Source organism: Streptomyces sp. 7R007 (genome assembly GCF_054850255.1).
The window spans coordinates 1-23,698 of sequence record NZ_JBTWMV010000012.1 but is presented as its reverse complement, the minus strand read 5'-3'; the positions used below and the strand labels follow the sequence as shown (position 1 = coordinate 23,698).

The 23,698-nt window shown below is 72.7% G+C and carries 19 protein-coding genes; 13 read left to right on the top strand and 6 right to left on the bottom strand.

What is annotated here, in order from left to right:
- Positions 1-3 precede the first annotated feature (3 nt).
- Genes ACYF6T_RS17705 through ACYF6T_RS17695 form a run of 3 tightly spaced genes read right to left on the bottom strand, consistent with a single transcriptional unit; the run spans position 4 to position 2,861 of the window.
- Positions 4-1,338 carry a coenzyme F420-0:L-glutamate ligase gene (locus tag ACYF6T_RS17705; RefSeq protein ID WP_461697512.1) on the bottom strand — a complete coding sequence of 445 codons (1,335 nt, stop codon included), beginning with the start codon at positions 1,336-1,338 and terminating at the stop codon, positions 4-6.
- Positions 1,335-2,294, bottom strand: coding sequence for a 2-phospho-L-lactate transferase (gene cofD, locus ACYF6T_RS17700; protein ID WP_461697511.1), 960 nt, complete (start codon positions 2,292-2,294; stop codon positions 1,335-1,337). The genes ACYF6T_RS17705 and cofD overlap by 4 nt, the downstream gene beginning before the upstream one ends.
- 57 nt (positions 2,295-2,351) lie before the next feature.
- Positions 2,352-2,861, bottom strand: a complete 510-nt coding sequence (locus tag ACYF6T_RS17695) for a cysteine dioxygenase (protein ID WP_461697509.1) — start codon at positions 2,859-2,861, stop codon at positions 2,352-2,354.
- A 649-nt stretch (positions 2,862-3,510) separates the two neighbouring features.
- Between ACYF6T_RS17695 and ACYF6T_RS17690 the strand changes: the two genes are divergently transcribed.
- The 3 genes from ACYF6T_RS17690 (at position 3,511) to ACYF6T_RS17680 (ending at position 9,095) form a co-directional block, all read left to right on the top strand.
- Positions 3,511-3,774, top strand: a complete 264-nt coding sequence (locus ACYF6T_RS17690) for a WhiB family transcriptional regulator (RefSeq protein ID WP_003975777.1) — start codon at positions 3,511-3,513, stop codon at positions 3,772-3,774.
- Between the two features lie 162 nt (positions 3,775-3,936).
- A complete protein-coding gene (locus tag ACYF6T_RS17685) occupies positions 3,937-7,587 on the top strand; it encodes a glycosyltransferase (RefSeq protein ID WP_461697461.1) in 3,651 nt (1,216 codons plus the stop codon).
- On the top strand, positions 7,584-9,095 hold the full coding sequence (locus ACYF6T_RS17680; RefSeq protein ID WP_461697460.1) for a DUF5719 family protein: 1,512 nt from the start codon (positions 7,584-7,586) through the stop codon (positions 9,093-9,095). Before ACYF6T_RS17685 ends, ACYF6T_RS17680 begins: the two co-directional genes overlap by 4 nt.
- Positions 9,096-9,157: 62 nt before the next feature.
- On the opposite strand, the gene ACYF6T_RS17675 is transcribed toward ACYF6T_RS17680, so the two are convergent.
- Positions 9,158-9,607, bottom strand: a complete 450-nt coding sequence (locus tag ACYF6T_RS17675) for a metallopeptidase family protein (RefSeq protein ID WP_461697803.1) — start codon at positions 9,605-9,607, stop codon at positions 9,158-9,160.
- 332 nt (positions 9,608-9,939) lie between these two features.
- Between ACYF6T_RS17675 and ACYF6T_RS17670 the strand changes: the two genes are divergently transcribed.
- The 7 genes from ACYF6T_RS17670 to ACYF6T_RS17640 all read left to right on the top strand — a co-directional run bounded on the left by ACYF6T_RS17670 (position 9,940) and on the right by ACYF6T_RS17640 (position 18,042).
- Positions 9,940-10,317, top strand: coding sequence for a DUF3499 domain-containing protein (locus ACYF6T_RS17670; RefSeq protein WP_461697458.1), 378 nt, complete (start codon positions 9,940-9,942; stop codon positions 10,315-10,317).
- A gap of 133 nt (positions 10,318-10,450) precedes the next feature.
- Positions 10,451-12,067 (top strand): L-lactate permease, encoded by a 1,617-nt coding sequence (locus ACYF6T_RS17665; protein ID WP_461697801.1) that lies wholly within the window; start codon positions 10,451-10,453, stop codon positions 12,065-12,067.
- 112 nt (positions 12,068-12,179) lie between these two features.
- Positions 12,180-13,544 (top strand): phosphomannomutase/phosphoglucomutase, encoded by a 1,365-nt coding sequence (locus tag ACYF6T_RS17660; RefSeq protein WP_461697456.1) that lies wholly within the window; start codon positions 12,180-12,182, stop codon positions 13,542-13,544.
- Positions 13,545-14,216: 672 nt separating this feature from the next.
- The gene (locus tag ACYF6T_RS17655; RefSeq protein WP_007382472.1) at positions 14,217-14,387 is read left to right on the top strand and encodes a Trm112 family protein; all 171 of its coding nucleotides are present in this window, start codon (positions 14,217-14,219) and stop codon (positions 14,385-14,387) included.
- A gap of 204 nt (positions 14,388-14,591) precedes the next feature.
- The gene (locus ACYF6T_RS17650) at positions 14,592-15,719 is read left to right on the top strand and encodes an SIS domain-containing protein (RefSeq protein WP_461697449.1); all 1,128 of its coding nucleotides are present in this window, start codon (positions 14,592-14,594) and stop codon (positions 15,717-15,719) included.
- Between the two features lie 68 nt (positions 15,720-15,787).
- Positions 15,788-16,939, top strand: a complete 1,152-nt coding sequence (gene manA / locus ACYF6T_RS17645) for a mannose-6-phosphate isomerase, class I (RefSeq protein WP_461697448.1) — start codon at positions 15,788-15,790, stop codon at positions 16,937-16,939.
- A 122-nt stretch (positions 16,940-17,061) separates the two neighbouring features.
- Entirely contained in the window at positions 17,062-18,042 is a 981-nt protein-coding gene (locus ACYF6T_RS17640; RefSeq protein ID WP_461697446.1) for a cation diffusion facilitator family transporter, read from the top strand.
- A gap of 54 nt (positions 18,043-18,096) precedes the next feature.
- On the opposite strand, the gene lepB is transcribed toward ACYF6T_RS17640, so the two are convergent.
- The gene (gene lepB, locus ACYF6T_RS17635; protein ID WP_461697445.1) at positions 18,097-18,771 is read right to left on the bottom strand and encodes a signal peptidase I; all 675 of its coding nucleotides are present in this window, start codon (positions 18,769-18,771) and stop codon (positions 18,097-18,099) included.
- Positions 18,772-19,093: 322 nt separating this feature from the next.
- On the opposite strand from lepB, the gene ahcY reads away from it, so the two are divergent.
- Complete coding sequence (ahcY, locus tag ACYF6T_RS17630; protein WP_461697444.1) at positions 19,094-20,551, top strand: adenosylhomocysteinase; 1,458 nt, start codon at positions 19,094-19,096, stop codon at positions 20,549-20,551.
- 163 nt (positions 20,552-20,714) lie between these two features.
- A complete protein-coding gene (locus ACYF6T_RS17625; RefSeq protein ID WP_461697442.1) occupies positions 20,715-21,329 on the top strand; it encodes a hypothetical protein in 615 nt (204 codons plus the stop codon).
- Between the two features lie 22 nt (positions 21,330-21,351).
- Here ACYF6T_RS17625 and ACYF6T_RS17620 read toward each other — a convergent pair whose 3' ends face one another.
- Positions 21,352-22,320, bottom strand: a complete 969-nt coding sequence (locus ACYF6T_RS17620) for an RDD family protein (protein WP_461697441.1) — start codon at positions 22,318-22,320, stop codon at positions 21,352-21,354.
- Positions 22,321-22,447: 127 nt separating this feature from the next.
- Here ACYF6T_RS17620 and ACYF6T_RS17615 point away from each other — a divergent pair, with 127 nt between their 5' ends.
- Positions 22,448-23,455 carry a stage II sporulation protein M gene (locus tag ACYF6T_RS17615; RefSeq protein WP_461697439.1) on the top strand — a complete coding sequence of 336 codons (1,008 nt, stop codon included), beginning with the start codon at positions 22,448-22,450 and terminating at the stop codon, positions 23,453-23,455.
- Positions 23,456-23,698 lie beyond the last annotated feature (243 nt).

Genomic DNA, 23,698 nt, shown 5'->3' with positions numbered 1-23,698 from the left:
CCGTCACCGCACCTCGACGAAAGCGTCCGCGTCCCGGTCCGGCCGGGGCCGCGGCTCCTCCGCCGGATGCCCGACCGCCACGGCCCCCATCGGATCCCAGTCCTGCGGCAGCCCCAGCACCTCGCGCACCACGTCCCGGCAGAACATCGTCGACGACACCCACGCCGAGCCCAGGCGCTCCCCGGCCAGCGCGACCAGGAAGTTCTGCACCCCGGCCCCGGCGGCGACGACGAACATCTCCCGCTCGGCCCCGTCCCGCCGCGGGTCGCCGTACGTGTGCGACCCGTCCATGACGAGACACGGCACCACCAGATACGGCGCGTTGCGCAGGACGTCCCCCCGCCGCACCCGCCTGGCGATGGACTCCTCGCTCTTGCCGTCCCGCCGCAGATCCGCGATCCACGCCTCCCGCATCGCGTCCAGCAGCCGGCTGCGCGCCTCGGCCGACTCCAGCAGCACGAACCGCCACGGCGTCGTGTGATGCGGCGCCGGCGCGGTGACCGCGAGCGCCACCGCCCGCCGCACGGCCCCGGGGTCGACGGGCTCGTCGGTGAACGCCCGTACCGTACGGCGCTGGGCCACCGCCTCCCGTACCGCCTCCGACGTCCCGAGCCGGAACATGTCGTCGCGTGCCCCGCGCACCATGGCCCGTGCCCCCTCCCCGTGCTCGTCGGCCACCAGGTGCGCCAGCCCGCGCACGACTGCGACCGGCCTCCCGGCCGCCTTGCCCTTGACCAGGTCGCCGGCGGCGGCCAGCTCGTCGGCCGTGGCCACGACCGTCGCGCTCAGCGCATTGCCGTACGCGTCCGTGCCGCCGCGCAGATCGTCCAGCACCCGCACGCCGGCGGCGCCGATCGCGACGTCGGTGAGCCCCGAGCGCCAGGGGCGCCCGAAGGTGTCGGTGACGACGACGCCGACGTCGACACCGAGGGCGTCGCGCAGCCCGTCCCGGATCGCGCGCGCCGAGGCGTCCGGGTCCTCGGGCAGCAACAGCACCGTCCCCGACGGGGTGTTGGACGCGTCGACGCCGGCGGCGGCCATGACCAGCCCCTGGCGGTTCTCGACGATCCGCAGCGTCCCGCGCCGCGCCACCACGCGCACGGTCTCGGCGTCGATGGCGGCCTCCCGGTCGACGGCCGCGACGATCCGCCCCTCCGCCTTGGAGACGATCTTCGAGGTGACGAGCAGCACGTCCCCGTCGACGAGCCCCGGCTCGGCGTCGGCGATCAGCTTGGCGAGGTCGTCCCCCCGCTGCACCTCGGGAATCCCGTCGACGGCCCAGACCCGGTACCCGGGACCGTCCGCCCGGCCCGCCGCCCCCGTGTCCTCGCCGCTCACGCGCCCCGCACCTCCTCCGCCAGCGCGAGCGCCTCGCGGGCCATCTGCGCGGTGGCGTCGAGGTCGGTCATCATCAGCGGCACCGCCCGGCACCGGATGCCGGCCGCCTCCACCCGCTCCACGGCGCCGGCGTCCACCGTGTCGACGAGCCAGCCGTCCAGCAGTCCCGAGCCGTAGTGCTCGGCCACCGCCGCGGCGCTCGACTCCACGCCGACCGCCGCGAGCACCTTGTCGGCCATGCCCCGCACGGGCGCGTCCCCGACGATGGGGGACAGGCCCACCACCGGCACGCCGGCCTCGGCGATCGCCTCGCGGATGCCCGGCACGGCGAGGATGGTGCCCACGGACACGACCGGGTTGGACGGCGGGAAGAGGACGACGTCCGCCTCCGCGATCGCCTCCAGCACCCCCGGTGCCGGCTTCGCCTGCTCCGCGCCGACCGGCACGACCGCCTCGGCCGGCACCGAGGCCCGCAGCCGCACCCAGTACTCCTGGAAGTGGACCGCCTTGCGCTCGCCGTCGGCCTCGATCGCCACGTGCGTCTCGACGCGGTCGTCGGTCATGGGGATCAGCCGGACGCCCGGCTTCCACCGGTCGCACAGCGCCTCGGTCACCGCGCTCAGCGGATATCCGGCGCCGAGCATCTGGGTCCGCACGATGTGCGTGGCGAAGTCCCGGTCGCCGAGCCCGAACCACTCGGGGCCCACGCCGTACGCCGCGAGCTCCTCCTTGAGGTGGAAGGTCTCGTCGGCCCGGCCCCAGCCCTGCTCCTCGTTGATGCCGCCGCCGAGGGTGTACATCACCGTGTCGAGGTCCGGGCAGACCTTCAGCCCGAAGAGGTGGATGTCGTCCCCGGTGTTGCCGATGACGGTGATCTCCGCGTCCGGCACGGCCCGCTTCAGACCGCGCAGGAAACGGGCACCGCCGATGCCGCCTGCCAGAACCACGATGCGCATGGGTCTCAGTCTTGCAGGCGGGTACGACATCGCGTCAGGCAGCCGCGCGTCGGGCGGTCACGCGGTCGTGCCCGAGGCGGTCACCGGCCGCGCCTCGCAGTGCTGAGCCGTGTGCATCGGCATCTCCGTCAGGCCCGGGTAGTAGACGTGCAGGCTTATGGCCGGCTCCAGCGTGTCGTTGACGACCTCGTGCACGTAGCCCGGCGCGAACACCCGCTGCGCCCCCTCGCCGAGCGCGCGCGTGCCCCGCGCGGTGCGTTCGGTGAGCGTGCCCTCCAGCACGGTCAGCACGCCGGAGGAGCGGCCGTGGTCGTGCAGCCCGCTGCCCTGCCCGGGCACCCAGGACAGCAGCCAGACCTCGTAGCCGGGCCCGGTGCGCAGCCGGTGGTACCAGCGCGTGGTGGCGTCGTAGCGCACGAGGTGCTCCCACTGGGAGCGGTCGGCGGCGAGGGAGCGGGCCAGGCCGACGAACTCGGCGACGGTCACGGGGTGTTCGCGCGGGGGCTGCAGCAGGTGCGGGACTTCGAGGATGTCGCCGGCGATCTGGAGGTCGCTGTCGCTGTTCATAGGGGTGCGGTGGTTCCTCAGTGAAAGGGGGTCAGAGGGGAACGACGGAAGAGCCGCGGAGGACTCGGTCGTCAGCCGGAGCGGGCAGGCTCAACAGCTGGAACAGCGACAGCTACAGCGAGCGCGGGCAGCACCGTGGGACCCGGCGGTGCGGGTCGAGGTGAGTGCCGAGTTCGCGAGCATGCCCACAAGGACAGCGGTTCACACCTGCACTGTCAACTCGACACCCGGTATGTGGGACGTGTTTCACCTCATCCGGTTCATCTGCCAGGTGAAAGGTTTGTGCATGGGGGTACCGGGACACATGGCGCACAACCAGGCGCACGGGCCCCGTTGCGCTCCTGTGATCCGACCGTGATCCGGGACGCCTCGGGATGCGCGTGGAACGGGATCGAACATCTGGGCGTCCTTCCCCGTACAGACTCCTATAGGGGTGGGAGGCCCGGATGGGCCTCGTCTGCATGTCAAGGTTTATGCCGATTTGAACACTTTCCGCAAGGCCTTGGTTCCGCAGAGTGAATAAGGGGCCCAATAGCAGATCTCGGCTTGACTCGCCCGGAGCAGCACACTTGTAATTTCACTCGTGTCGTTCAGCCGGAATCGGTAACGGCTACATCACGGGGACGCGAAAGACAGACGAGGGGCGCACATGACCGAGCTGGTGCAGCAACTGCTGGTCGACGACGCGGACGAGGAACTCGGCTGGCAGGAGCGCGCGCTGTGCGCCCAGACCGACCCCGAGTCCTTTTTTCCCGAGAAGGGCGGCTCCACCCGCGAGGCCAAGAAGGTCTGCCTCGCCTGTGAGGTCCGCTCCGAGTGCCTTGAGTACGCCCTCGCCAACGACGAACGGTTCGGCATCTGGGGCGGTCTGTCCGAGCGCGAGCGCCGCAGACTGAAGAAGGCCGCCGTCTAGAGCGCACCTCCGTCATGAACGGCCCGTCGCAGGTGGGTTATCCACAGGCGGCGGGCCCTCATCATGCCCAGCCGATAGTGTGGTCGCTCGTCCGAGACGCCTCGTCGCCCCCAGGGGACGCAGACGTCCACCGCAGTCCATCGAACCGGGGCCCGTACCTCGATGTCCGTCCACAGCCATACGGCAGCCCACGACCACGCTGCCACTCCCGAGTTCCCGCGCCATGTGGTGACCGCGGTGCTGGTCTCCCACGACGGCGCCCGCTGGCTGCCCGACGCGCTCGCCGGGCTGCTCGGCCAGGAGCGCCCCGTCCAGGCCGTCATGGCCGCCGACACCGGCAGCGCGGACGACTCCGCCCAGCTGGTCACCGACGCCCTCGGGGCCGACCACGTGCTCCACCTCGCCCGGCGCACCGGCTTCGGCCAGGCCGTCGAGGAGGCCGCCCGCACCGCCCCGGTGCTCACCCCGGACGAGCTGCCCTACCTCAAGCGCCCCAGCGGCTGGGACCCGGTCACGCGCACGTGGCGCGACGACGCCTACGACATGCCGGAGCTCCCCTACGGCGAACCGGTCCAGTGGCTGTGGCTGCTGCACGACGACTGCGCCCCCGAGCCCGGTGCGCTGGCCGAACTGCTGCGCGTGGTGGAGAACGAACTGGAACTGGGCCGCGACGACGTCGCTATCGTCGGCCCCAAGCTGCGCGGCTGGTACGACAGACGGCAGCTGCTGGAGGTCGGCGTCACCATCGCCCACTCCGGCCGCCGCTGGACCGGCCTGGACCGCCGTGAACAGGACCAGGGCCAGCACGACCACGTGCGCGCGGTGCTGTCGGTGTCCACCGCCGGCATGCTGGTCCGCCGGGACGTCTTCGAGCAGCTCGGTGGCTTCGACAAGCGGCTGCCCCTGATGCGCGACGACGTCGACCTGTGCTGGCGCGCCACCGCCGCCGGCCACCGCGTCCTCGTCGCCCCCGAGGCGGTCGTACGCCACGCGGAGGCCGCCTCCCGCGAGCGCCGCACCGTCGACTGCGTGGGCCGCAGCGCCGCCTCCCCGCACATGGTCGACAAGGCCGGCGCCGTCTACACCCTGCTGGTCAACTCGCGTACGGCCGTGCTGCCCTGGGTGCTGGTGCGCCTGGTCGTCGGCACGCTGCTGCGCACGGTCGCCTACCTCGTCGGCAAGGTCCCCGGACAGGCCGTCGACGAGATCCGCGGCCTGCTGGGCACGCTGCTCAGGCCCGAGCGGATCATCGCCGGCCGACGCCGGCGCGGCACCCCGCAGATCGACAAGGGCGAGCTGCGGGCGCTGTTCCCGCCGCCCGGCGCGACCGTGCGGGCCACCGTCGAACAGGCCGCGGGCAGCTTCCTCAGCAGCTCCGACGCCGAGGCCACCACGGGCGCCGGCCGGCACGGCGGCGCGGTGGAGTCCGGACCCGGCGGCGACGACGCCGACTTCCTGGAGATCGAGCAGTTCGCCCGCCTCAAGCGCATCGCCCGCAAGCCCGGCCCGATGCTCTTCCTGGTGCTGCTGTTCGTCTCCCTGGTCGCCTGCCGCGACCTGCTCGGCTCCGGCGCGCTCGCGGGCGGCTCCCTGCTGCCCGCCCCGGCCGACTCCGGCGAGCTGTGGTCGCGCTACCTCGACTCCTGGCACGCGGTCGGCACCGGCGGCACCCCGTCCGCCCCGCCGTACCTGGCGATGGTCGCGATGCTGGCCTCCGTGCTGTTCGGCTCGACCGGACTCGCGGTCACCGTCCTGCTGGTCGCCTCCGTTCCGCTGGCCGGCTTCACCGCCTACTTCGCCTCCCGCCCGCTGGTGGAATCCCGCCTCCTGCGCGCGTGGGCGGCCGTCGCCTACGCCTTCCTGCCCGCCGCCACCGGCGCGCTCGCCGGCGGCCGGATCGGCACCGCCGTCCTCGCCGTGCTGCTGCCGCTCCTCGCGCGCGCGGGCGTCGCCGCCGGCGGCCTCACGAACTCCTCCGGCGCCCGCGGCAGTTGGCGCGCCACCTGGGCGTACGCGCTGCTGCTGACGGTCACCACCGCGTTCACGCCGATCGTGTGGCCCGTCGCGCTGCTCCTCGGCCTCGCCGTCCTGGCCCTGCGCCGCGCCGACCTCGCCGCCTACGGCCTGCGCTTCCTGGCCCAGCTCGGCACCCCGCTGCTGGTGCTGGCGCCCTGGTCGCTGACCCTGCTGCCGTTCGGCTTCTTCAAGGAGGCCGGGCTGGAGTACGGCTCCTCGGCGGCCTCCGCGCTCGACCTGCTGGGCGCGAGCCCCGGCGGCCCCGGCACGGTGCACGGACTGATGCTCATCGGCATCGTCCTGGCCGCCCTGGCCGCGCTGCTGCGCTCGGAGCGCCGGTTCGGCATCCGGACGGCCTGGGCGGTCGCCCTCGTGGGCCTCGTCTTCGCGGTGCTCTCCAACCACTCGACCTGGGCGGGCCCGGCCACCCTCGTCTACGGCATCGCCCTGCTGAGCGCCGCCGTCATGGGCGCCGACGGGGCACGCGCGCGTGTCGCCGAGCAGAGCTTCGGCTGGCGCCAGCCGGTGGCCGCGCTGATCGCGTTCGCCTCGGCCGCGGGCCCGCTGCTCGTCGCCGGCGGCTGGATGATCCGCGGCGCCGACGGACCGCTGGAGCGCCGCGACCCCGTGCAGGTGCCCGCGTTCGTCGCCGAGGAGAGCGGCACCCGCGACCAGGCCCGCACGCTCGTCCTCGACAGCGACTCCGCCGCGCGCGTCGGCTACACCCTCGTACGCGGCTCCGGCGCCCGCCTCGGCGACGCCGAGATCGCCGCGGCCGACGGCGACAACGCCCGGCTGGACAAGGTCGTCGCCAACCTCGTCGCCGGCTCCGGCGCCGACCAGGCCGACCAGCTCGGCAAGTTCGCCGTCCGCTACGTCCTCGTCCACAAGGGCGCGCCGCGCGAGGTCACGCGCGTGCTGGACGCCACGCCCGGCCTCAGCCGCCTCAGCCAGCAGGGCGGCAGCGCCCTGTGGCGGGTCGACCAGGAGGTCGCGCGCGCCACCGTCGTCCCCGCCTCCGGCTCCGGCACGGCGCAGCCCGTCGCCGCCGGCCCCGTGGAGATCCACACCACCGTCCCCGCGGGCTCCGCGGGCCGCGTCCTGCGCCTCGCCGACACCGTCGCCGAGGGCTGGACGGCCACCCTGGACGGCAAGCCGCTCACCCGCACCACCGTCGACGGCTGGGCCCAGGGCTTCGAACTGCCCGCCTCCGGCGGCAGGCTGGACGTCACCTACGACGACCCGATCACCCACACCGCCTGGCTGTGGGCCCAGGGCGCCCTCGCCCTCGTCCTCGTCGTCCTCGCCCTGCCCGGCCGCCGCCGCGACGTCGACGACGACCTCCCCGAGGAGCCGTCGATCCCCGCCCAGGCCGTCGCCGGCGAGGGCCGCCGCGCCCGCCGCCTGCGCGCCCAGGCGGAGGCCGAAGAGGCCGGCCAGAGCGAGGAGTTCCCGTCTCCCGCGCAGGAGGAGGTCCCCGTAGCGGTGCCGCAGCAGCAGGCGTACGACGAGTGGAACCCGGCCACGTACGCGGGCGCCCAGTACGGCGGCGAGTACGGCGAGCAGTACCAGGGCGCCCAGCAGTACCCGGCGGGCGCGTACGACCAGACGTACCAGGCCGACCCCTACCAGGGCGGCCAGTACGACCCGTACGCGTACGGCGGCGCGAGCCAGGGGGCGTACGACCCGGCGTACGACCCGTCGGCGTACCAGCAGCAGGGCTACGACCCCGCGTACGACCCGACGCAGCAGCCGCACCCGCACGCCCCTGAGCGCCCCGACGGGAGTCAGCAGTGAACCGCACCACCCTGTCCCTGATCGCCGGCACCGCCGCGCTCGCCGCCGTCACGGGCATCGCCTCGCTCACCGCGCCGGGCGCCTCCGGCGCGAACGCCGCCAGGACGGCCGCCGAACTGCCCGTGGAGCGCACCACGCTGCTGTGCCCGGCGCCCAGCCTCTCCGACATCGCCGACACGTCGTACACGTCGTTCACGCCCGTCACGAAGGGCACGGACAGCGGCGGAACGGCCCGGCTGCAGGCGGCCACCGAGCAGTCGGACGACACCACGAGCGGCACCGCGGGCAGCAAGAAGAGCGGCAAGAAGAAGACCGCCAAGGCGATCCTCACCCCCAAGGAGCCCGGCACCCCCGCCACGGGTGACGCCTCCGGCTCCGACACGCCGGCGCTCGTCGGCACCGCGGAGGGCAGGTTCGCGCCCGGCTGGACGGTGCAGGAGACCACGGAGGTCGCCGCGGGCACGGGACGCGGTCTGCAGGGCGTCAACTGCACGGCCCCCGACACCGAGTTCTGGTTCCCGGGCGCCAGCACGGACGCCGGCCGCACCGACTACGTGCATCTGACCAACCCCGACGACTCGGCCGCCGTCGTCGACATCGGGCTCTACGGCAAGGACGGCGCCCTCGACTCGACGGTGGGGGAGGGCATCACGGTCCAGCCGCACTCCAGCGAGCCGATCCTGCTGTCCACGCTCACCGACGAGAAGCAGACCGACCTCACGGTGCACGTGAACGTGCGCAGCGGGCGCGTGGGAGCCGCCGTGCAGGCCCTGGACGACAAGGCGGGAGGCGACTGGCTGGCCGCCTCCACCGACCCGGCGGGCAGCCTGGTCCTGCCCGGCATCCCGAAGGACGCCACGTCCGTACGGCTGATCGCCTTCACGCCCGGCGACGCGGACGCCGACCTCAAGGTGCGGCTCGCCTCGCCCACCGGGCTGATCACGCCCGCCGGGAACGAGACGGTGCACGTCAAGGCCGGCATGACGACCGCCGTCGACCTCGGTGACGTCACCCGCGGCGAGGCGGGCTCCCTGGTCCTGACCCCCACCGACGAGTCCGTTCCGGTGGTGGCCGCGCTCCAGGTCGTCCGGGGCAAGAGCGGCAAGCAGGAGACGGCGTTCATCCCGGCCACCGCGCCGGTGGACACGCGCGCGACGTCCGCCGACAACAGCGGCAAGGGCTCCACGCTCTCCCTGACGGCACCGACCCGGGCCGCCAAGGTCAAGGTCACCGCGTCGGCGGGCGACGAGGGCGGTACGGCCGTCTCCCAGACGTACACGATCAAGGCCGGCACCACCCAGGACATCGACGCCCCCGTCCCGACCGGCCTGAAGGGCACCTACGCCCTCACCGTGGAGCCGCTGTCCGGCGGTCCGGTCTACGCGGCCCGCACCCTGGCGGCGACGGAGGACGGTGTCCCGGGCTTCACGGTCCAGACCCTGCCGGACGACCGGGGGATGGTGTCGGTGCCGGAGGCGGAGCAGGACCTGTCGGTGCTGCAGAAGTAGCGGGCGGTCCGGGGCGGGCGGCTCGGCGCGTACGGGGGCGGCCCGGCGACGGCTGGGCGGCCTCAGTCCTCGCCGTAGCGGGGATCCACCGTCTCCGGGGTCAGCCCGAGCAGCTCGGCGACCTGCTCGACCACGACCTCGTGCACCAGCGCGGCCCGCTCGTCGCGCCCCTTCGTGCGGATCTCGACGGGCCGCCGGTAGACGACCACGTGCGCGCGGCGGCCCTCGCGCGCGGGGATCGTGCCGCCGAGCGGGACCGCCTCGTCGTTCCAGCTCTGGCCCGGTCCGTCCAGGCGGGGCACCTCCAGGACGAGGAAATCGATGTCGGCGAGCTGCGGCCACCGCCGCTCCAGACGCTCCACGGAGTCCTGCACCAGGTCCGCGAACGCCTCGGCACGGCTCGCGGCGAGCGGCACCTGGGGCGGCGCGATCGGGCCGCGCATGCCACGCCCGTGGCGGTCACGTCGGCGGGGCCCGGGGCCGACGGCACGGGGCGGTACGGGGTTGTCCATCACTGGTGAAGGGTAGTCCCCGCCGGCGCCCGCCGCCCGGCCCCTCCGCGCCGCCGTACCGCTGTGTACGGCGTGTCGCAGGATGACCATTCCGGCCAAGGTTGGGCTCGATTCCGTATCCCTCCGAGACCGGCGATCTCAAGGCAAATGACGGGGTTTGTACCGACCGGTGATCGGACCGACTGCCGCCCCGGGCCCTGTGAACGCCCGTCCGCGCAGGTCAGCGAGGTGCGCCGGGAGGGAGGTGTGGGGCGATTCACAGCACGACACGGTGGAGTGACCTGGGGGAGAGTCGTCGCGGCCCGCTCAAGAGTGCGGTACCGTCCAACGTCGTGAGCCTTGTACGTCGTTGTTCGCGCACCGCTTGCGGCCGACCCGCCGTAGCGACGCTGACGTACGTCTACGCCGACTCGACCGCGGTCCTCGGCCCGCTCGCCACCTACGCCGAACCCCACTGCTACGACCTGTGCGCCGAGCACTCCGAGCGCCTCACCGCCCCGCGCGGCTGGGAGGTCGTCCGCCTGCTCGACGGCTCCGCCCCGGCCCGCCCCAGCGGCGACGACCTGGAGGCGCTCGCCAACGCGGTCCGCGAGGCGGCCCGCCCGCAGGAGCGCGCGGCCGAGGCCGGCGGCGGGGGACCGCGCACCGCGGACCCGATGGAGGTCGCGCGCCGCGGGCATCTGCGGGTGCTGCGCTCGCCCGACAACTGAGGGCCCGCGGCCTCCTTCGTGTCGCACTCACCGGTGCGCGCCCATTGACGTCTCCTTGTCGCGGACACGACCATTCCGGTGATGTGACCGGCGGGAAATCGCTTTCCGCATGCCGGAATCCGGGGAGGCGCCCGTGTACGTCCAGGAGCTCGAACCCGTCGCCGACTCGCTCGGCCTGTCCGCGCTGGTCGCCGCTCTGCCCCTGCTCATCGTCCTGGTCCTGCTCGGCGGAGTGCGCCTGAAGGCCTACTGGGCGGGGCTGACCGGCCTTCTGGCGGCCGCTCTGGTCGCCTGGCTCGCGTACGGCATGCCGCTCGACCAGACGGCCTCCAGTGCCGCCCAGGGCGCGGCGTTCGGCCTGTTCCCCATCCTGTGGATCGTCGTCAACGCCCTGTGGGTGTACCGGATGACCGTCCGCACCCGCCACTTCGACATCCTGCGCCGCTCCTTCGGACGGCTGTCCGACGACCCGCGCATCCAGGCGCTCGTGGTCGCCTTCTGCTTCGGCGCGCTCCTGGAGGCGCTCGCCGGGTTCGGCGCGCCCGTCGCGATCTGCTCGGTCATGCTCGTCGCCCTCGGCTTCGACCCGGTGCGCGCCGCCGTGGTCTCCCTGGTGGCCAACACCGCGCCGGTCGCCTTCGGGGCGATGGGCACGCCGGTGGTGACGCTCGCGCAGGTGACGGGGCTGCCGTTGGACGACGTGGCCTCCGTGGTGGGCCGTCAGACGCCGCTGCTGGCCCTCGTCGTGCCGCTGCTCCTGGTCGGCCTGGTGGACGGCCGGCGCGGGCTGCGCGAGACCTGGGTGCCCGCCCTGGTGTGCGGAGTCGCCTTCGCCGCGGCCCAGTTCGCCGCCTCCAACTACGTCTCCGCCCAACTCGCCGACATCGCCGCCTCCCTGGCGGGCGCCGCCGCCCTGGTCGCCGTACCGCACGCGCGCGTACCCGCCGAGGAGGCCGTCCGCGTGTCCGTGCTGACCGGCGCGCGCAGCGAGGAACTGGACGAGGAGGACCCGCGCGGTGAAGTGCTGCGCGCCTACGCCCCGTACGCGCTCATCGTCGCGATCTTCTCCGTCGCCCAGATCCCGGCGGTCAAGGACTGGCTGGCCAAGGCGACACGGACGTACGACTGGCCCTTCCTGGACGTCGTCGCGCCGAACGGCAAACCGGTCGGCGGCAACGTCTTCACCTGGCCGGTCGTGTCGACCGGGGGCACGCTCGTGCTGCTCGCCGGCGTCTGCACGGCGGTCGTCCTCGGCGTCCACGCGCGCGTGGCGGTCAAGGAGTGGCTCGCGACGGTGCACGAGCTGAGGTTCGCGATCCTGACCGTGACGTCCGTCCTGGCCCTCGCCTACGTCATGAACCTCTCCGGCCAGGCGGCGACGATCGGCCACTTCGTGGCGGCGGCCGGGAGCGGGCTGGCCTTCCTCTCGCCCGTCCTGGGCTGGTTCGGCGTGGCGGTCTCCGGCTCGGACACCTCCGCCAACGCGCTCTTCGGCGCGCTCCAGGTCAGCGCGGCCCGGGAGTCGGGCCTCCCACCCGACCTGCTGGCCGCGGCCAACAGCTCCGGCGGCGTCCTGGGCAAGATGATCTCGCCGCAGAACCTCACCATCGCCTGCGCGGCCGTGGGCCTCGCGGGCCGGGAAGGGGACCTGCTGCGCAAGGTGCTGCCGTGGAGCCTGGCCCTGCTGCTCGTGATGTGCCTCATCGTGGTCGGCCAGAGCTCGCCGGTCCTGGACTGGATGCTGCCCTGACCTGAGGTTACGGCCGTGGGTCGGCTGCGAGTCCGGTTGGGGACCCCTGGGCGCGTTGTCCGTCGGTACGGGTAGTTTGAGGCGACCGACAGGACATTCAGGAGGGTTGGCCGTGAGCGCTGATCTGACACAGATCGTCAAGGCGTACGACGTACGCGGAGTGGTCCCGGACCAGTGGGACGAGTCGCTCGCCGAGCTCTTCGGGGCGGCCTTCGTCCAGGTGACCGAGGCCGACGCGATCGTGATCGGCCACGACATGCGGCCCTCCTCGCCGTCCCTGGCCGGAGCCTTCGCGCGCGGGGCGGCCGGACAGGGCGCCGACGTCACCGAGATCGGGCTGTGCTCGACGGACCAGCTGTACTACGCCTCGGGGGCGCTCGGCCTGCCGGGCGCGATGTTCACGGCCTCGCACAACCCGGCCCAGTACAACGGCATCAAGCTGTGCCGGGCGGGCGCGGCGCCGGTCGGCCAGGACACGGGCCTGGCACGCATCCGCGAACTGGCCGAGCAGTGGCTGGAGTCGGGCGCGCCCGCGCCGGCCCCGCGGCAGGGAACGATCACGCGGCGCAACACGTTGTCGGACTACGCGGCCTACCTCCGCTCCCTCGTCGACCTGACCTCCATCCGCCCCCTGAAGGTCGTGGCCGACGCGGGCAACGGCATGGGCGGCCACACCGTGCCGACGGTCTTCGAGAACCTGCCGCTGACCCTCGTGCCCATGTACTTCGAGCTGGACGGCACGTTCCCCAACCACGAGGCCAACCCCCTCGACCCCGCGAACCTGGTCGACCTGCAGCAGCGCGTCCGGGAGGAGTCCGCCGACCTCGGCCTCGCCTTCGACGGCGACGCCGACCGCTGCTTCGTGGTCGACGAACACGGCGACCCGGTCTCGCCGTCCGCGATCACGGCGCTGGTGGCGGCGCGGGAGCTGGCGCGCAACGGCGGCAAGGGCGCGATCATCCACAACCTGATCACCTCGTGGTCCGTGCCCGAAGTGGTCCGCGAGCACGGCGGCACCCCGGTGCGCACCCGCGTCGGCCACTCCTTCATCAAGGCCGAGATGGCCCGCTCCGGCGCGATCTTCGGCGGCGAGCACTCCGCGCACTACTACTTCAAGGACTTCTGGAACGCCGACACGGGCATGCTGGCCGCCCTCCACGTCCTCGCGGCCCTCGGCGGCCAGCCCGGCTCCCTCTCGGCCCTGGTCGCCCAGTACGACCGCTACGTCGGCTCCGGCGAGATCAACTCCACGGTGACCGACCAGTCCGCCCGCCTGGCGGCCGTCCGCGCGGCCTACGCCTCGGCCCCCGACACCCACCTCGACGACCTCGACGGCCTCACCGTCTCCACCCCCGACTGGTGGTTCAACGTCCGCCCCTCCAACACGGAACCCCTCCTACGCCTCAACGCAGAGGCCCGCGACGAGGCAACGATGACGAAGGTACGGGACGAGGTATTGGCGATCATCCGGGGCTGAGGGGTGGGTGACGGTCGGCTGAGCTGTTCGGTGTCGGGTGGCTGAGCGGTCGGGTGACGGTCGGCTGGGTGGTCGGGTGTTGGGTGACGGTCGGCTGGTCGGTTGAGTGGGCGGGTGGTCGGCGGGCTGAGTAGTTGGGCGGTCGGGCGGTCGGGCGGTCGGCGGACTGGGCGGTCGGGTGGCTGGGCGGCGGGTCGGCTGGCTGGATGGGTGAGTGAGCGGGGCGGTTTGCCCGGGCGGGTGGTCGGCGAGCGCGGCGTATGGCTGGGCGGGCGGCCCGGTGAGCGGGGCTGTCCGTCGGTGCGCTGGTCGCCGTTCTTCGCCGTACCGGCATCTGCGGGCGAGCCAGTGCCGTCCTCAACCCCCACCCGCCCGTGAGACGGTCCATCTGGTCGCCGGACCGCTGTTTTCAGCCCGTCCGGCGTTTGAGGACGAGGACCTTCGGGCCGACGGGGGTCCAGGGGGCGGAGCCCCCTGGGCGGGGTCGAAGGGGCGGCAGCTCCTGGGATGGGACGGGTAGGGGCGGCGGGGGCGAGAAACCACCGGCGGCACCCCCACCCACCGCAGCCCAACCCCCACACCCCACCCCCCACGGCGGTACCCTGACCAGGCACATCCGCACAAAGACACACCCACCCGTACCCACCCCTACCCACCCCGAAAGGACACCCCATGCCGCTCGAAGCCGGCCTCCTGGAGATCCTCGCCTGCCCGGCCTGCCACGCCCCCCTCAAGGAGCAGGACACCGAGCTGATCTGCACCGGTCAGGACTGCGGCCTGGCATACCCCGTCCGCGACGGCATCCCCGTCCTCCTCGTCGACGAGGCCCGCCGCCCCGCGTAAGCGAACGGCCCAGCCCACCACCCCCGCACCCGACGAGGCCCGCCGCCCCCTCCCGCCGCCCCCGGCGCACCAGATCCACCCACCCCCAAACACCAGGCATCCGGGGCGCGCACAAAGGCGAGCACACAACACCCCCGGGACGCCGCAACACGGCGCAACACCGCGCCGGCAAGAGGCCCCCGGCGATCGAGGAGGCTGCCGCCCATGCTCGACGAATCGCTGCTCGACACCCCCGAGGCCCTCTCGGAGGCCGACCACCGCGGCCTGCTCCGCGGCGCCGCCGAAGCCGGCGCCCGTGTCCGCACCGCCGCCCGCCACGCCGCCGAGGCCGGCGTCAACGACCTCAAGCCCGACGGCCGCCCCCGCGCCGTCCTCATCGCCGGCCCCGGCGCCGCCGCCACCAGCGTCGCCGACCTCCTCGGCACCCTCGCCGGCCCCGGCAGCCCCGTCACCCGCCTCGCCCCCACCGGCGTCGCCCCCGCCGCGGGCGCCCTGCGCTGGGAACTCCCGGGCTGGGTCGGCTCGGTGGACCTGCTGCTGATCGCCACCCCGGACGGCACCGAACCGGGCCTGTCCCTGCTCGCCGACGCCGCCTACCGCCGAGGCTGCACGGTCGTCGCCGTCGCCCCCGCCCACACGCCCCTCAAGGAGGCCGTCGCAGGCGCCTACGGCCTCTTCGTACCGCTCGCGACAGCCCCGTACGAGCAGGACGAACCGCTCGCCGCCTCCGCCCCCGGCGTCCTGTGGGCGCTGCTCACCCCGCTGCTCGCCATCCTCGACCGCACCGGCCTGCTCACCGCCACGCCCGACGCCCTGGAGAAGGTCGCCGACCGGCTCGACCATGTCGCCGAACGCTGTGGCCCGGCCATCGCGACCTACAGCAACCCGGCCAAGACGCTGGCCGCCGAACTCGCCGACGCGCTGCCGATCGTCTGGACCGAGGGCACCTCCGCGGGCCCCGCGGGCCGCCGCTTCGCCGCCGCCCTGGCGGAGCTGTCGGGCACGCCCGCCGTCGTCGCCGAACTCCCCGAGGCCCTCGCCGCGCACAGCGCCCTTCTCGCGGGCCCGCTCGCCGCCAGCGCCGACCCGGACGACTTCTTCCGCGACCGCGTGGAGGAGCCGCCCGCCCTGCACGCACGCGTGGTGCTCCTCCGTGACCGCCCGATCGGCGGCCTCAGCGCCGCCCCGGCCGCCCGTGACCTGGCCCTGAGCCACGACACGCCGATCAGCGAGCTGGAGCCCGAGGAGGGCGGCGAGCTGGAGACCCTCGCCGAACTGATCGCCATCACGGATTTCGCCGCCGTTTACCTGGCGCTCGCCTCGGGGGCCTGATCTGGACGCCTGCGCCCCGACGGCCGCAGGCGCACCCCGCACGTACGAGAACCGGCAGAAAGAGCCCCATGGACCGCCTCGACAACACCATCCGCCCCTACGCCTGGGGTTCCACCACCGCCATCCCCGCGCTGCTCGGCGTCGAACCGAGCGGCGAGCCCCAGGCGGAGATGTGGATGGGCGCCCACCCCGGCGCCCCCTCGCGCACCGGACGCGGCACCCTGGTGGACGTCATCGACGCGGACCCCGAAAGGGAGTTGGGACCCCGGGCCGTCGCCCGGTTCGGCCCCCGGCTGCCGTTCCTGCTCAAGATCCTCGCCGCCGGCGCCCCGCTCTCCCTCCAGGTGCACCCGAACCTGGAGCAGGCGAAGGAGGGGTACGCCGACGAGGAGCGCCGCGGCATCCCGGTCGACGCCCCGCACCGCAACTACAAGGACGCCAACCACAAGCCCGAACTGATCTGCGCGCTCACCGAGTTCGACGGCCTGTGCGGCTTCCGCGACCCACGCGAGACCGCCGACCTGCTCGAAGGGCTCGGCATCGACTCCCTCAAGCCCTACGTCGACCTGCTGCGGGCCCGGCCCGAAGACGCCGCCCTGCGCGAGGTGCTGACGGCGGTCCTCACCGCCGACCCCGAGAAGATGCGCCCCACGGTCGCCGAGACCGCGGCCGCCTGCACCCGCCTGGGCGGCGCGTACACGCCGTACGCCGACATCGCCCACCACTACCCGGGCGACCCGGGCGTCCTCGCCGCCATGCTCCTCAACCACGTCCGCCTGCAACCCGGTGAGGCCCTCTTCCTGGGCGCCGGCATCCCGCACGCCTACCTCAGCGGCCTCGGCGTCGAGATCATGGCCAACTCGGACAACGTCCTGCGCTGCGGCCTGACCCCCAAGCACGTCGACGTCCCCGAACTCCTGCGCGTCGTCCGCTTCGAGGCGAGCGACCCCGGCGTCCTGCGCCCGGAGGCGTCCCTCGAAGGCGAGGAGGTCTACGAGACCCCGATCGACGAGTTCCGGCTCTCGCGCCACGTCCTGCCCGAGGGCGGCCCGGCCCGCGACCTCACCCGCGAGACCCCGCAGATCCTGCTGTGCACGGCCGGTTCGGTACGGGCGGGGGAACACGAACTGGCGCCCGGCCAGTCGGTCTTCGTCCCCGCCGGCGAGAAGGCCGAGGTGTCCGGCACGGGCACGCTCTTCCGGGCCACTGTGATCGTATGACCGGGCCTGTGGATACCTGACGAGCCGTTCGGGGACGGGGCTGCAAGAATGGCCCACCGGCAAAGGACGGGCAAAGGCCTGTTCGGCGTACACGTACGAAGGCGAAGGGACAACGCGGACACATGAGCGCGTCAGGCGGCACCAGGGCGATCGTGGCGGCACTCGGCGCCAACCTCGCGATCGCGGCATCGAAGTTCGTGGCGTTCGCGTTCAGCGGCTCCTCGTCGATGCTCGCCGAGGGCGTGCACTCGCTCGCCGACTCCGGCAACCAGTTCCTGCTCCTCATCGGCGGCAAGAAGGCCGAACGCGAGGCGACGCCGCAACACCCCTTCGGCTACGGCCGCGAGCGGTACATCTACGCCTTCCTCGTCTCCATCGTCCTGTTCTCGATCGGCGGCATGTTCGCCATCTACGAGGGCTACGAGAAGATCCGCCACCCGCACGAGCTGGAGCACTGGTACTGGCCGGTGGGCGTGCTCGTCTTCGCCATCCTCATGGAAGGCTACTCCTTCCGCACGGCCATCAAGGAGTCCAACGAACTGCGCGGCAAGCTCTCCTGGTCGCAGTTCATCCGCCGCGCCAAGGCACCCGAGCTGCCGGTCGTCCTCCTGGAGGACTTCGGCGCGCTCATCGGCCTCGTCCTCGCCCTCGGCGGCGTCGGCCTGGCCCTGCTCACCGGCGACGGCGTCTGGGACGGCATCGGCACGGTCTGCATCGGTGTGCTGCTCGTCTCCATCGCGCTCGTCCTCGCCGCCGAGACCAAGTCGCTGCTGCTCGGCGAGGCCGCGGGCCTGGAAGAGGTCAAGCGGATCGAGGCCGCGATCGTCGACGGCGACACGGTCACCGGCATCATCCATATGCGCACCCTGCACCTCGGCCCCGAGGAACTCCTCATCGCCGCCAAGATCGCCGTCCAGCACGACGACACGGCCGCCGAGGTCGCCGCCGCCATCAACGCCGCCGAGGCCCGCATCCGCGCCGCCGTCCCCATCGCCCGCGTGATCTACCTCGAACCGGACATCTACAGCGAGGCCGAGGCCGCCAAGGGCCCCGACCGCGAGGCCACCCCCGGCGGCCCGGCCCCCCACCCCGCCGGCCACTGAGCCACGCCACGCACTGCCACGGGCCTCGCCGAACACGCTCGGCGAGGCCCGTCGTCACACCTGCACGGCCCACGGCGGAGGCGGCGGCACCACCACCCGCTTGCGCAACGCCACCGCCGCGATCCCCAGCCCGAGCCCGGTCAGCGCCGCCAGCAACCCCACCAGCGCGCCGACACCGAGCAGCACCGGCACCGTGTAGTCGTCGGTCACCCGGCCCTCGACCGCGCTCACCGGCACCGTCCCCTCGTGGTCGTCGGGGAAGAACCGCGAGTCCCGCGAGTTCAGCCGGTGATCACCGAGCAGGAACAGCCTGCCCTTCGGCACCGTCACGTCGTAGGGCCGTTGCGTTCCGTCCGCGATGCCGTCCGAGAGGTACGGCTCGTCGAGAGGCTTGCCGTTCACGACGAGCCGCTCGTCGTCGCCCTCCCCCGTGCAGCAGACGACGTGATCACCGCCCACCCCGATGACACGCTGCATGACGAGCGCGCCCTGATAACGCTCCGGCGCCCGGTACAGCACCACGTCACCCCGCCGCACCCCGCTCCCGTCCATCCGCTCGTACACCAGCTGCCGCCCCTGCGTGTACGTCGGCGACATGCTGTCGCTGGTCACCGTGCTCCCGTGGTACCCCGTCCACAGACTCACCAGCGCCACGACCATCAGCGCCAGGCCCAGCGCCCCCGACACCCCCGCAGCGATCCCCAGCTTCCGCGACCTGCTCAACGCCACTCCCTCCCCACGCGGACCGTCCGCCGGCGCAGAGGGTATCTGTGAGCCACCTGTGCCGGTTCGCGGGCTCCGATCGGCGTGATCTGTTCGGAGGCGGACTGGGGGCGGCCGGGCCGTCCGGTGTAGCTTGGAACAGAGCCAGACGTCGCTGCTGATGGCGGTCGGGCGGTCCCGACGCGGACCGGCCGAGGGAGAGAGGGCCTCCGACGGACTGCGCTGCGCGCACGCGGGCATGCCTGTGTCCTCTTTCGGGCACCCCTGTGTCCGCCGCCGCGCAGACCAGACGTACCCACCTCGCCCCAACCCCGAGGAGCAGCTCGCAATGACGACTGTCGAGAACCGACAGGACTTCAAGGTCGCCGACCTCTCCCTGGCCGAGTTCGGCCGCAAGGAGATCACCCTCGCCGAGCACGAGATGCCCGGCCTGATGGCGATCCGCAAGGAGTACGCCGAGGCGCAGCCCCTCGCCGGCGCCCGCGTCACCGGCTCCCTGCACATGACCGTGCAGACCGCCGTGCTCATCGAGACCCTCGTCGCCCTCGGCGCGCAGGTCCGCTGGGCCTCCTGCAACATCTTCTCCACCCAGGACCACGCGGCCGCCGCCATCGCCGTCGGCCCGAACGGCACCCCCGACAACCCGCAGGGCGTCCCGGTCTTCGCCTGGAAGGGCGAGACCCTGGAGGAGTACTGGTGGTGCACCGAGCAGGCGCTGACCTGGCCGGACAGCCCCACCGGCGGCCCGAACATGATCCTGGACGACGGCGGTGACGCCACCCTCCTCGTCCACAAGGGCGTCGAGTACGAGAAGGCTGGCAAGGTCCCCTCGCCCGACACCGCCGAGTCCGACGAGCACCGGGTCATCCTGGAGCTCCTCACCCGCACCCTGGCCGAGACCCCGCAGAAGTGGACCCAGCTCGCGTCCGAGATCCGCGGCGTGACCGAGGAGACCACGACCGGCGTCCACCGCCTGTACGAGATGCAGCGCGACGGCACCCTCCTCTTCCCGGCGATCAACGTCAACGACGCCGTCACCAAGTCGAAGTTCGACAACAAGTACGGCTGCCGCCACTCCCTGATCGACGGCATCAACCGCGCCACCGACGTCCTCATCGGCGGCAAGACCGCCGTCGTCTGCGGCTACGGCGACGTGGGCAAGGGCTGCGCGGAGTCCCTGCGCGGACAGGGCGCCCGCGTCATCGTCACCGAGATCGACCCGATCTGCGCGCTCCAGGCGGCCATGGACGGCTACCAGGTCACGACCCTCGACGAGGTCATCGACAAGGCCGACATCTTCATCACCACGACCGGCAACAAGGACATCATCATGGCCAGCGACATGGCCAAGATGAAGCACCAGGCCATCGTCGGCAACATCGGCCACTTCGACAACGAGATCGACATGGCCGGCCTCGCCAAGGTCCCCGGCATCGTCAAGGACGAGGTCAAGCCGCAGGTCCACACCTGGACCTTCCCGGACGGCAAGAAGATCATCGTGCTGTCCGAGGGCCGCCTGCTCAACCTGGGCAACGCGACCGGCCACCCGTCCTTCGTGATGTCCAACTCGTTCGCGGACCAGACGCTGGCCCAGATCGAGCTGTTCACCAAGCAGTCCGAGTACCCGATCGGCGTCTACACGCTGCCCAAGCACCTCGACGAGAAGGTCGCCCGCCTGCACCTGGACGCGCTCGGCGTGAAGCTCACCAAGCTGCGCCCCGAGCAGGCCGCGTACATCGGCGTCGACGTCGAGGGCCCGTACAAGCCGGACCACTACCGCTACTGAGCGGCGCCATCCAGCCGGTGACGAGTGCGTCGGTGCGCTGACGCACCCCTCACCGGCAGGTCCGCCCGGCAGGTCCTCCGAGGCAGGCCCCCGCACCCCCGTGCCGGGGGCCTGCCCCTTTGGCCGCCGCGGCCGGACCAGCCCGTCAAGACCCAGGACCCCCATGCCCCGCGGCCGCTATTCGCTCCACGATCCGCACGATCACACCCCCCTCGCAGAAGAGCACTTCCACTGCGCCCCCGGCCCGTCCGGCTGGCGCTACGTCTCCCAGCTGACCACCCCCGCGGGCGATCACAGCGGCTCCGTCGACCTCGCCCTCGACGAACTCGGCCGCCCCATCCGCCTCGAACTCCACGCCGCGAGCTGGCAGGTCCGCGGCGCCGCCCTGGACGGCGTCACCTGGGTCCGTACGGACCCCACGGGGTGTCAGGCCACCGAAGGCAACGTGCGCGCCCACGCCTTCACCGGCACATCCCCCGCGTTCCTCGTCGCCACGACCCGTCTCCTACGCCTCACCCCCTCCGCATCAGCGACCCGCGTACGCCTCGTGGCCTTCACGGACCCCGTCCTCGCCCCGCGCACCGTGGACCAGTCCTGGGCCTTGGTGAACAGCGAAGCACACGCCACTGACAACGGCCCTCTGACCGTGGACGAATACCAGGTCACAGCCCTGGACACGGGCGAACAGCACACCGTGCACATCGCCGGCGACGTGGTGCTCGCGGCGCCCGGCATCGAGCTGGAGGACCTCGAATCTCCACCGTCCGTCTTCACCTGAGCCGGCGAGGCGGCGCGAGGCGTCAGGCGGGTGGCACGAAGCCGTGGGCGGGACGGTCGTCGGCGGAACGACCATCGGCGGAAGGGCCGTGAGAGGGACGGTTCCCGGCCGGGTGAACCGGGCGCTGCACGGCGGCAGGAGCCGCGGGCGGAGTCGCCGGAGCCGTTGGCCAACCAGCGGGAGCGGGAGAAGGGGCAGGGGCAGGGGCGTCAGCCGCCCCGGCGGTATGCCCGGCACCGGCACCGTTGGCGAACGCCCGCCGTACCTCACGCGCCTGCCGCTCCTGCACCACCGCCGCCAGATACGCCGCCGGCGGCACCCCCTGCGGCACCGGAGTCCCCGTACGCGCCGAGAGGTCCGAGGCGAGACGTTCCGCCATGACCTGGCCGACCTGCGGGTCCAGCTGCTGCATGCGCGTCAGGTACTGGCGCACGGCAAGCCACAGCCCGTCGGGAACCGCCGACAGATCGAGCTCCGAGAACCGCCCGGCCAGCCACGGCGGAGGCGGCGGCAGGAAGCCCGTCCGGGCCACGGGCACCCGTTCCCGTACGACCAGAGTCCCGGCGAAGACGTCACCGAGCCGCCGCCCGCGCGCCGAGACAAGGGACGCGATACAGGCCACGACCCCGAACGTCATCAGGATCTCGATCACCCCGATCCCGCCGCGCACCAGCGCGTGCCGGAACCGGATCGGCCCCCCGTCGTCCCGTACCACCCGCAGCCCGCACGCCATCTTCCCGAGCGAACGGCCACGGCTCAGCGTCTCGACCGCGATCGGCCCGCCCACCAGCACCAGCACGAACGCCGCGATCGACACCGCGACCTGGGCCGCCTCGTCCAGCGAGGCCGTGGACACCACCAGACCGAGGGTCACGACGATGTAGACGACGACGGCCACGGCGAGATCCAGCAAGACCGCCAGCGCCCGGCTGGGCAGCCTCGCGGGGCGCAGCTCCAACGCCACCGCCTCGCCCGTCACCAGCTCACTCACACCCGTCGTCCTTTCCCTGGCCTGCCCCGAGAACGGCCAGTCTGCCAAGCTGAGGGCGCATCGCGCGCCAGTACGACAAGCTGACATCCACGAGTCGCCGACGAACAGCCCAGGAGCAGGCAGACCGATGGACCTCGACGTCTTCGTCACCGCCCACCGAGCCGAGTGGGACCGCCTCGAAGCCCTGCTCGGCCGCCAGCGCCGCCTCACCGGGGCCGAGGCCGACGAACTCGTCGCCCTCTACCAGCGCACCGCCACCCATCTCTCCCTCATCCAGTCCAGCGCCCCCGACCCCCAGCTGACCGGACGGCTCAGCCAACTGGTGGCACGCGCGCGTAGTGCGGTGACAGGCACCCGACGCGCCTCCTGGAGAGACGTCACCCGCTTCCTTGCGTACGGATTCCCGGCCGCGGTCTACCGCTCACGTCACTGGTGGGTGCCCACAGCGCTCATCTCCACCGCGATCGGCGCCCTCCTCGGCTGGTGGATCGGCACCCACCCCGAGGTGCAGGCGAGCATCGCCGCCCCCAGCGAACTGCGCGAGCTCACCCGCCCCGGTGGCGAGTACGAGACGTACTACTCCAGCCATCCCGCGGCGGCCTTCGCCGCGCAGGTCTGGACGAACAACGCCTGGGCCGCCGCACAGTGCCTCATCCTGGGCGTCTTCCTGGGACTTCCCGTCCTGTGGATCCTCTTCCAGAACATGCTCAACCTGGGGGTCGGCTTCGGCCTGATGTCCTCCGCAGGCCGACTGGACACCTTCCTGGGCCTGGTCCTCCCGCACGGCCTGCTCGAACTGACCGCCGTCTTCGTAGCCGCCGGCACCGGTCTCCGGCTCGGCTGGACCCTCATCGACCCCGGCCCGCGCACCCGACGCACAGCCCTGGCGGAGGAGGGGCGCGCCGCGATCGGCATGGCGATCGGTCTCGCCCTGGTCCTCTTCGTCTCCGGTGCCATCGAAGGCTTCGTCACCCCGTCCGGCCTGCCCACGTGGGCCCGCATCGGCATCGGCATCGCGGCCGAGCTGACCTTCCTCGCCTACGTCTTCGTCCTGGGCGGCCGGGCGGCTCGCGCCGGCGAGACCGGCGACGTCGAGGCGGCGGAGCGCAGCGCGACGGTGCCGACGGCCGCCTGATGTGCGGGCACGCCCGCGGAGCTGTTATTGTCTTCTTCGCCCCACGGGAGCCGTTGACACGGAGCTGGTGGGGAGGTAGATTCGAGCAGTTGCCTGGAACCGCGTCGATACGTCGATCTGGTCGGCAGCAGTGAGGATCTACTCGCTTCTCGGAACATTGATTTCGAAGAAGCCCTTCCCGATGAATCGGAAAACAGTGGCCGGTCAGACCGGCTCGAAACTTCTGATAAAGTCGGAACCGCC

What these genes read in the sequence shown, in the direction of transcription:
- manA (WP_461697448.1), top strand. Translation starts at nt 15,788, where the DNA reads ATGGACCGCCTCGACAACACCATCCGCCCCTACGCCTGGGGTTCCACC.
- ACYF6T_RS17675 (WP_461697803.1), bottom strand. Translation starts at nt 9,607, where the DNA reads ATGGACAACCCCGTACCGCCCCGTGCCGTCGGCCCCGGGCCCCGCCGA.
- cofD (WP_461697511.1), bottom strand. Translation starts at nt 2,294, where the DNA reads ATGCGCATCGTGGTTCTGGCAGGCGGCATCGGCGGTGCCCGTTTCCTG.
- ACYF6T_RS17615 (WP_461697439.1), top strand. Translation starts at nt 22,448, where the DNA reads ATGGACCTCGACGTCTTCGTCACCGCCCACCGAGCCGAGTGGGACCGC.
- ACYF6T_RS17695 (WP_461697509.1), bottom strand. Translation starts at nt 2,861, where the DNA reads ATGAACAGCGACAGCGACCTCCAGATCGCCGGCGACATCCTCGAAGTC.
- ACYF6T_RS17650 (WP_461697449.1), top strand. Translation starts at nt 14,592, where the DNA reads ATGCTCGACGAATCGCTGCTCGACACCCCCGAGGCCCTCTCGGAGGCC.
- ACYF6T_RS17690 (WP_003975777.1), top strand. Translation starts at nt 3,511, where the DNA reads ATGACCGAGCTGGTGCAGCAACTGCTGGTCGACGACGCGGACGAGGAA.
- ahcY (WP_461697444.1), top strand. Translation starts at nt 19,094, where the DNA reads ATGACGACTGTCGAGAACCGACAGGACTTCAAGGTCGCCGACCTCTCC.
- ACYF6T_RS17625 (WP_461697442.1), top strand. Translation starts at nt 20,715, where the DNA reads ATGCCCCGCGGCCGCTATTCGCTCCACGATCCGCACGATCACACCCCC.
- ACYF6T_RS17640 (WP_461697446.1), top strand. Translation starts at nt 17,062, where the DNA reads ATGAGCGCGTCAGGCGGCACCAGGGCGATCGTGGCGGCACTCGGCGCC.
- ACYF6T_RS17655 (WP_007382472.1), top strand. Translation starts at nt 14,217, where the DNA reads ATGCCGCTCGAAGCCGGCCTCCTGGAGATCCTCGCCTGCCCGGCCTGC.
- ACYF6T_RS17685 (WP_461697461.1), top strand. Translation starts at nt 3,937, where the DNA reads ATGTCCGTCCACAGCCATACGGCAGCCCACGACCACGCTGCCACTCCC.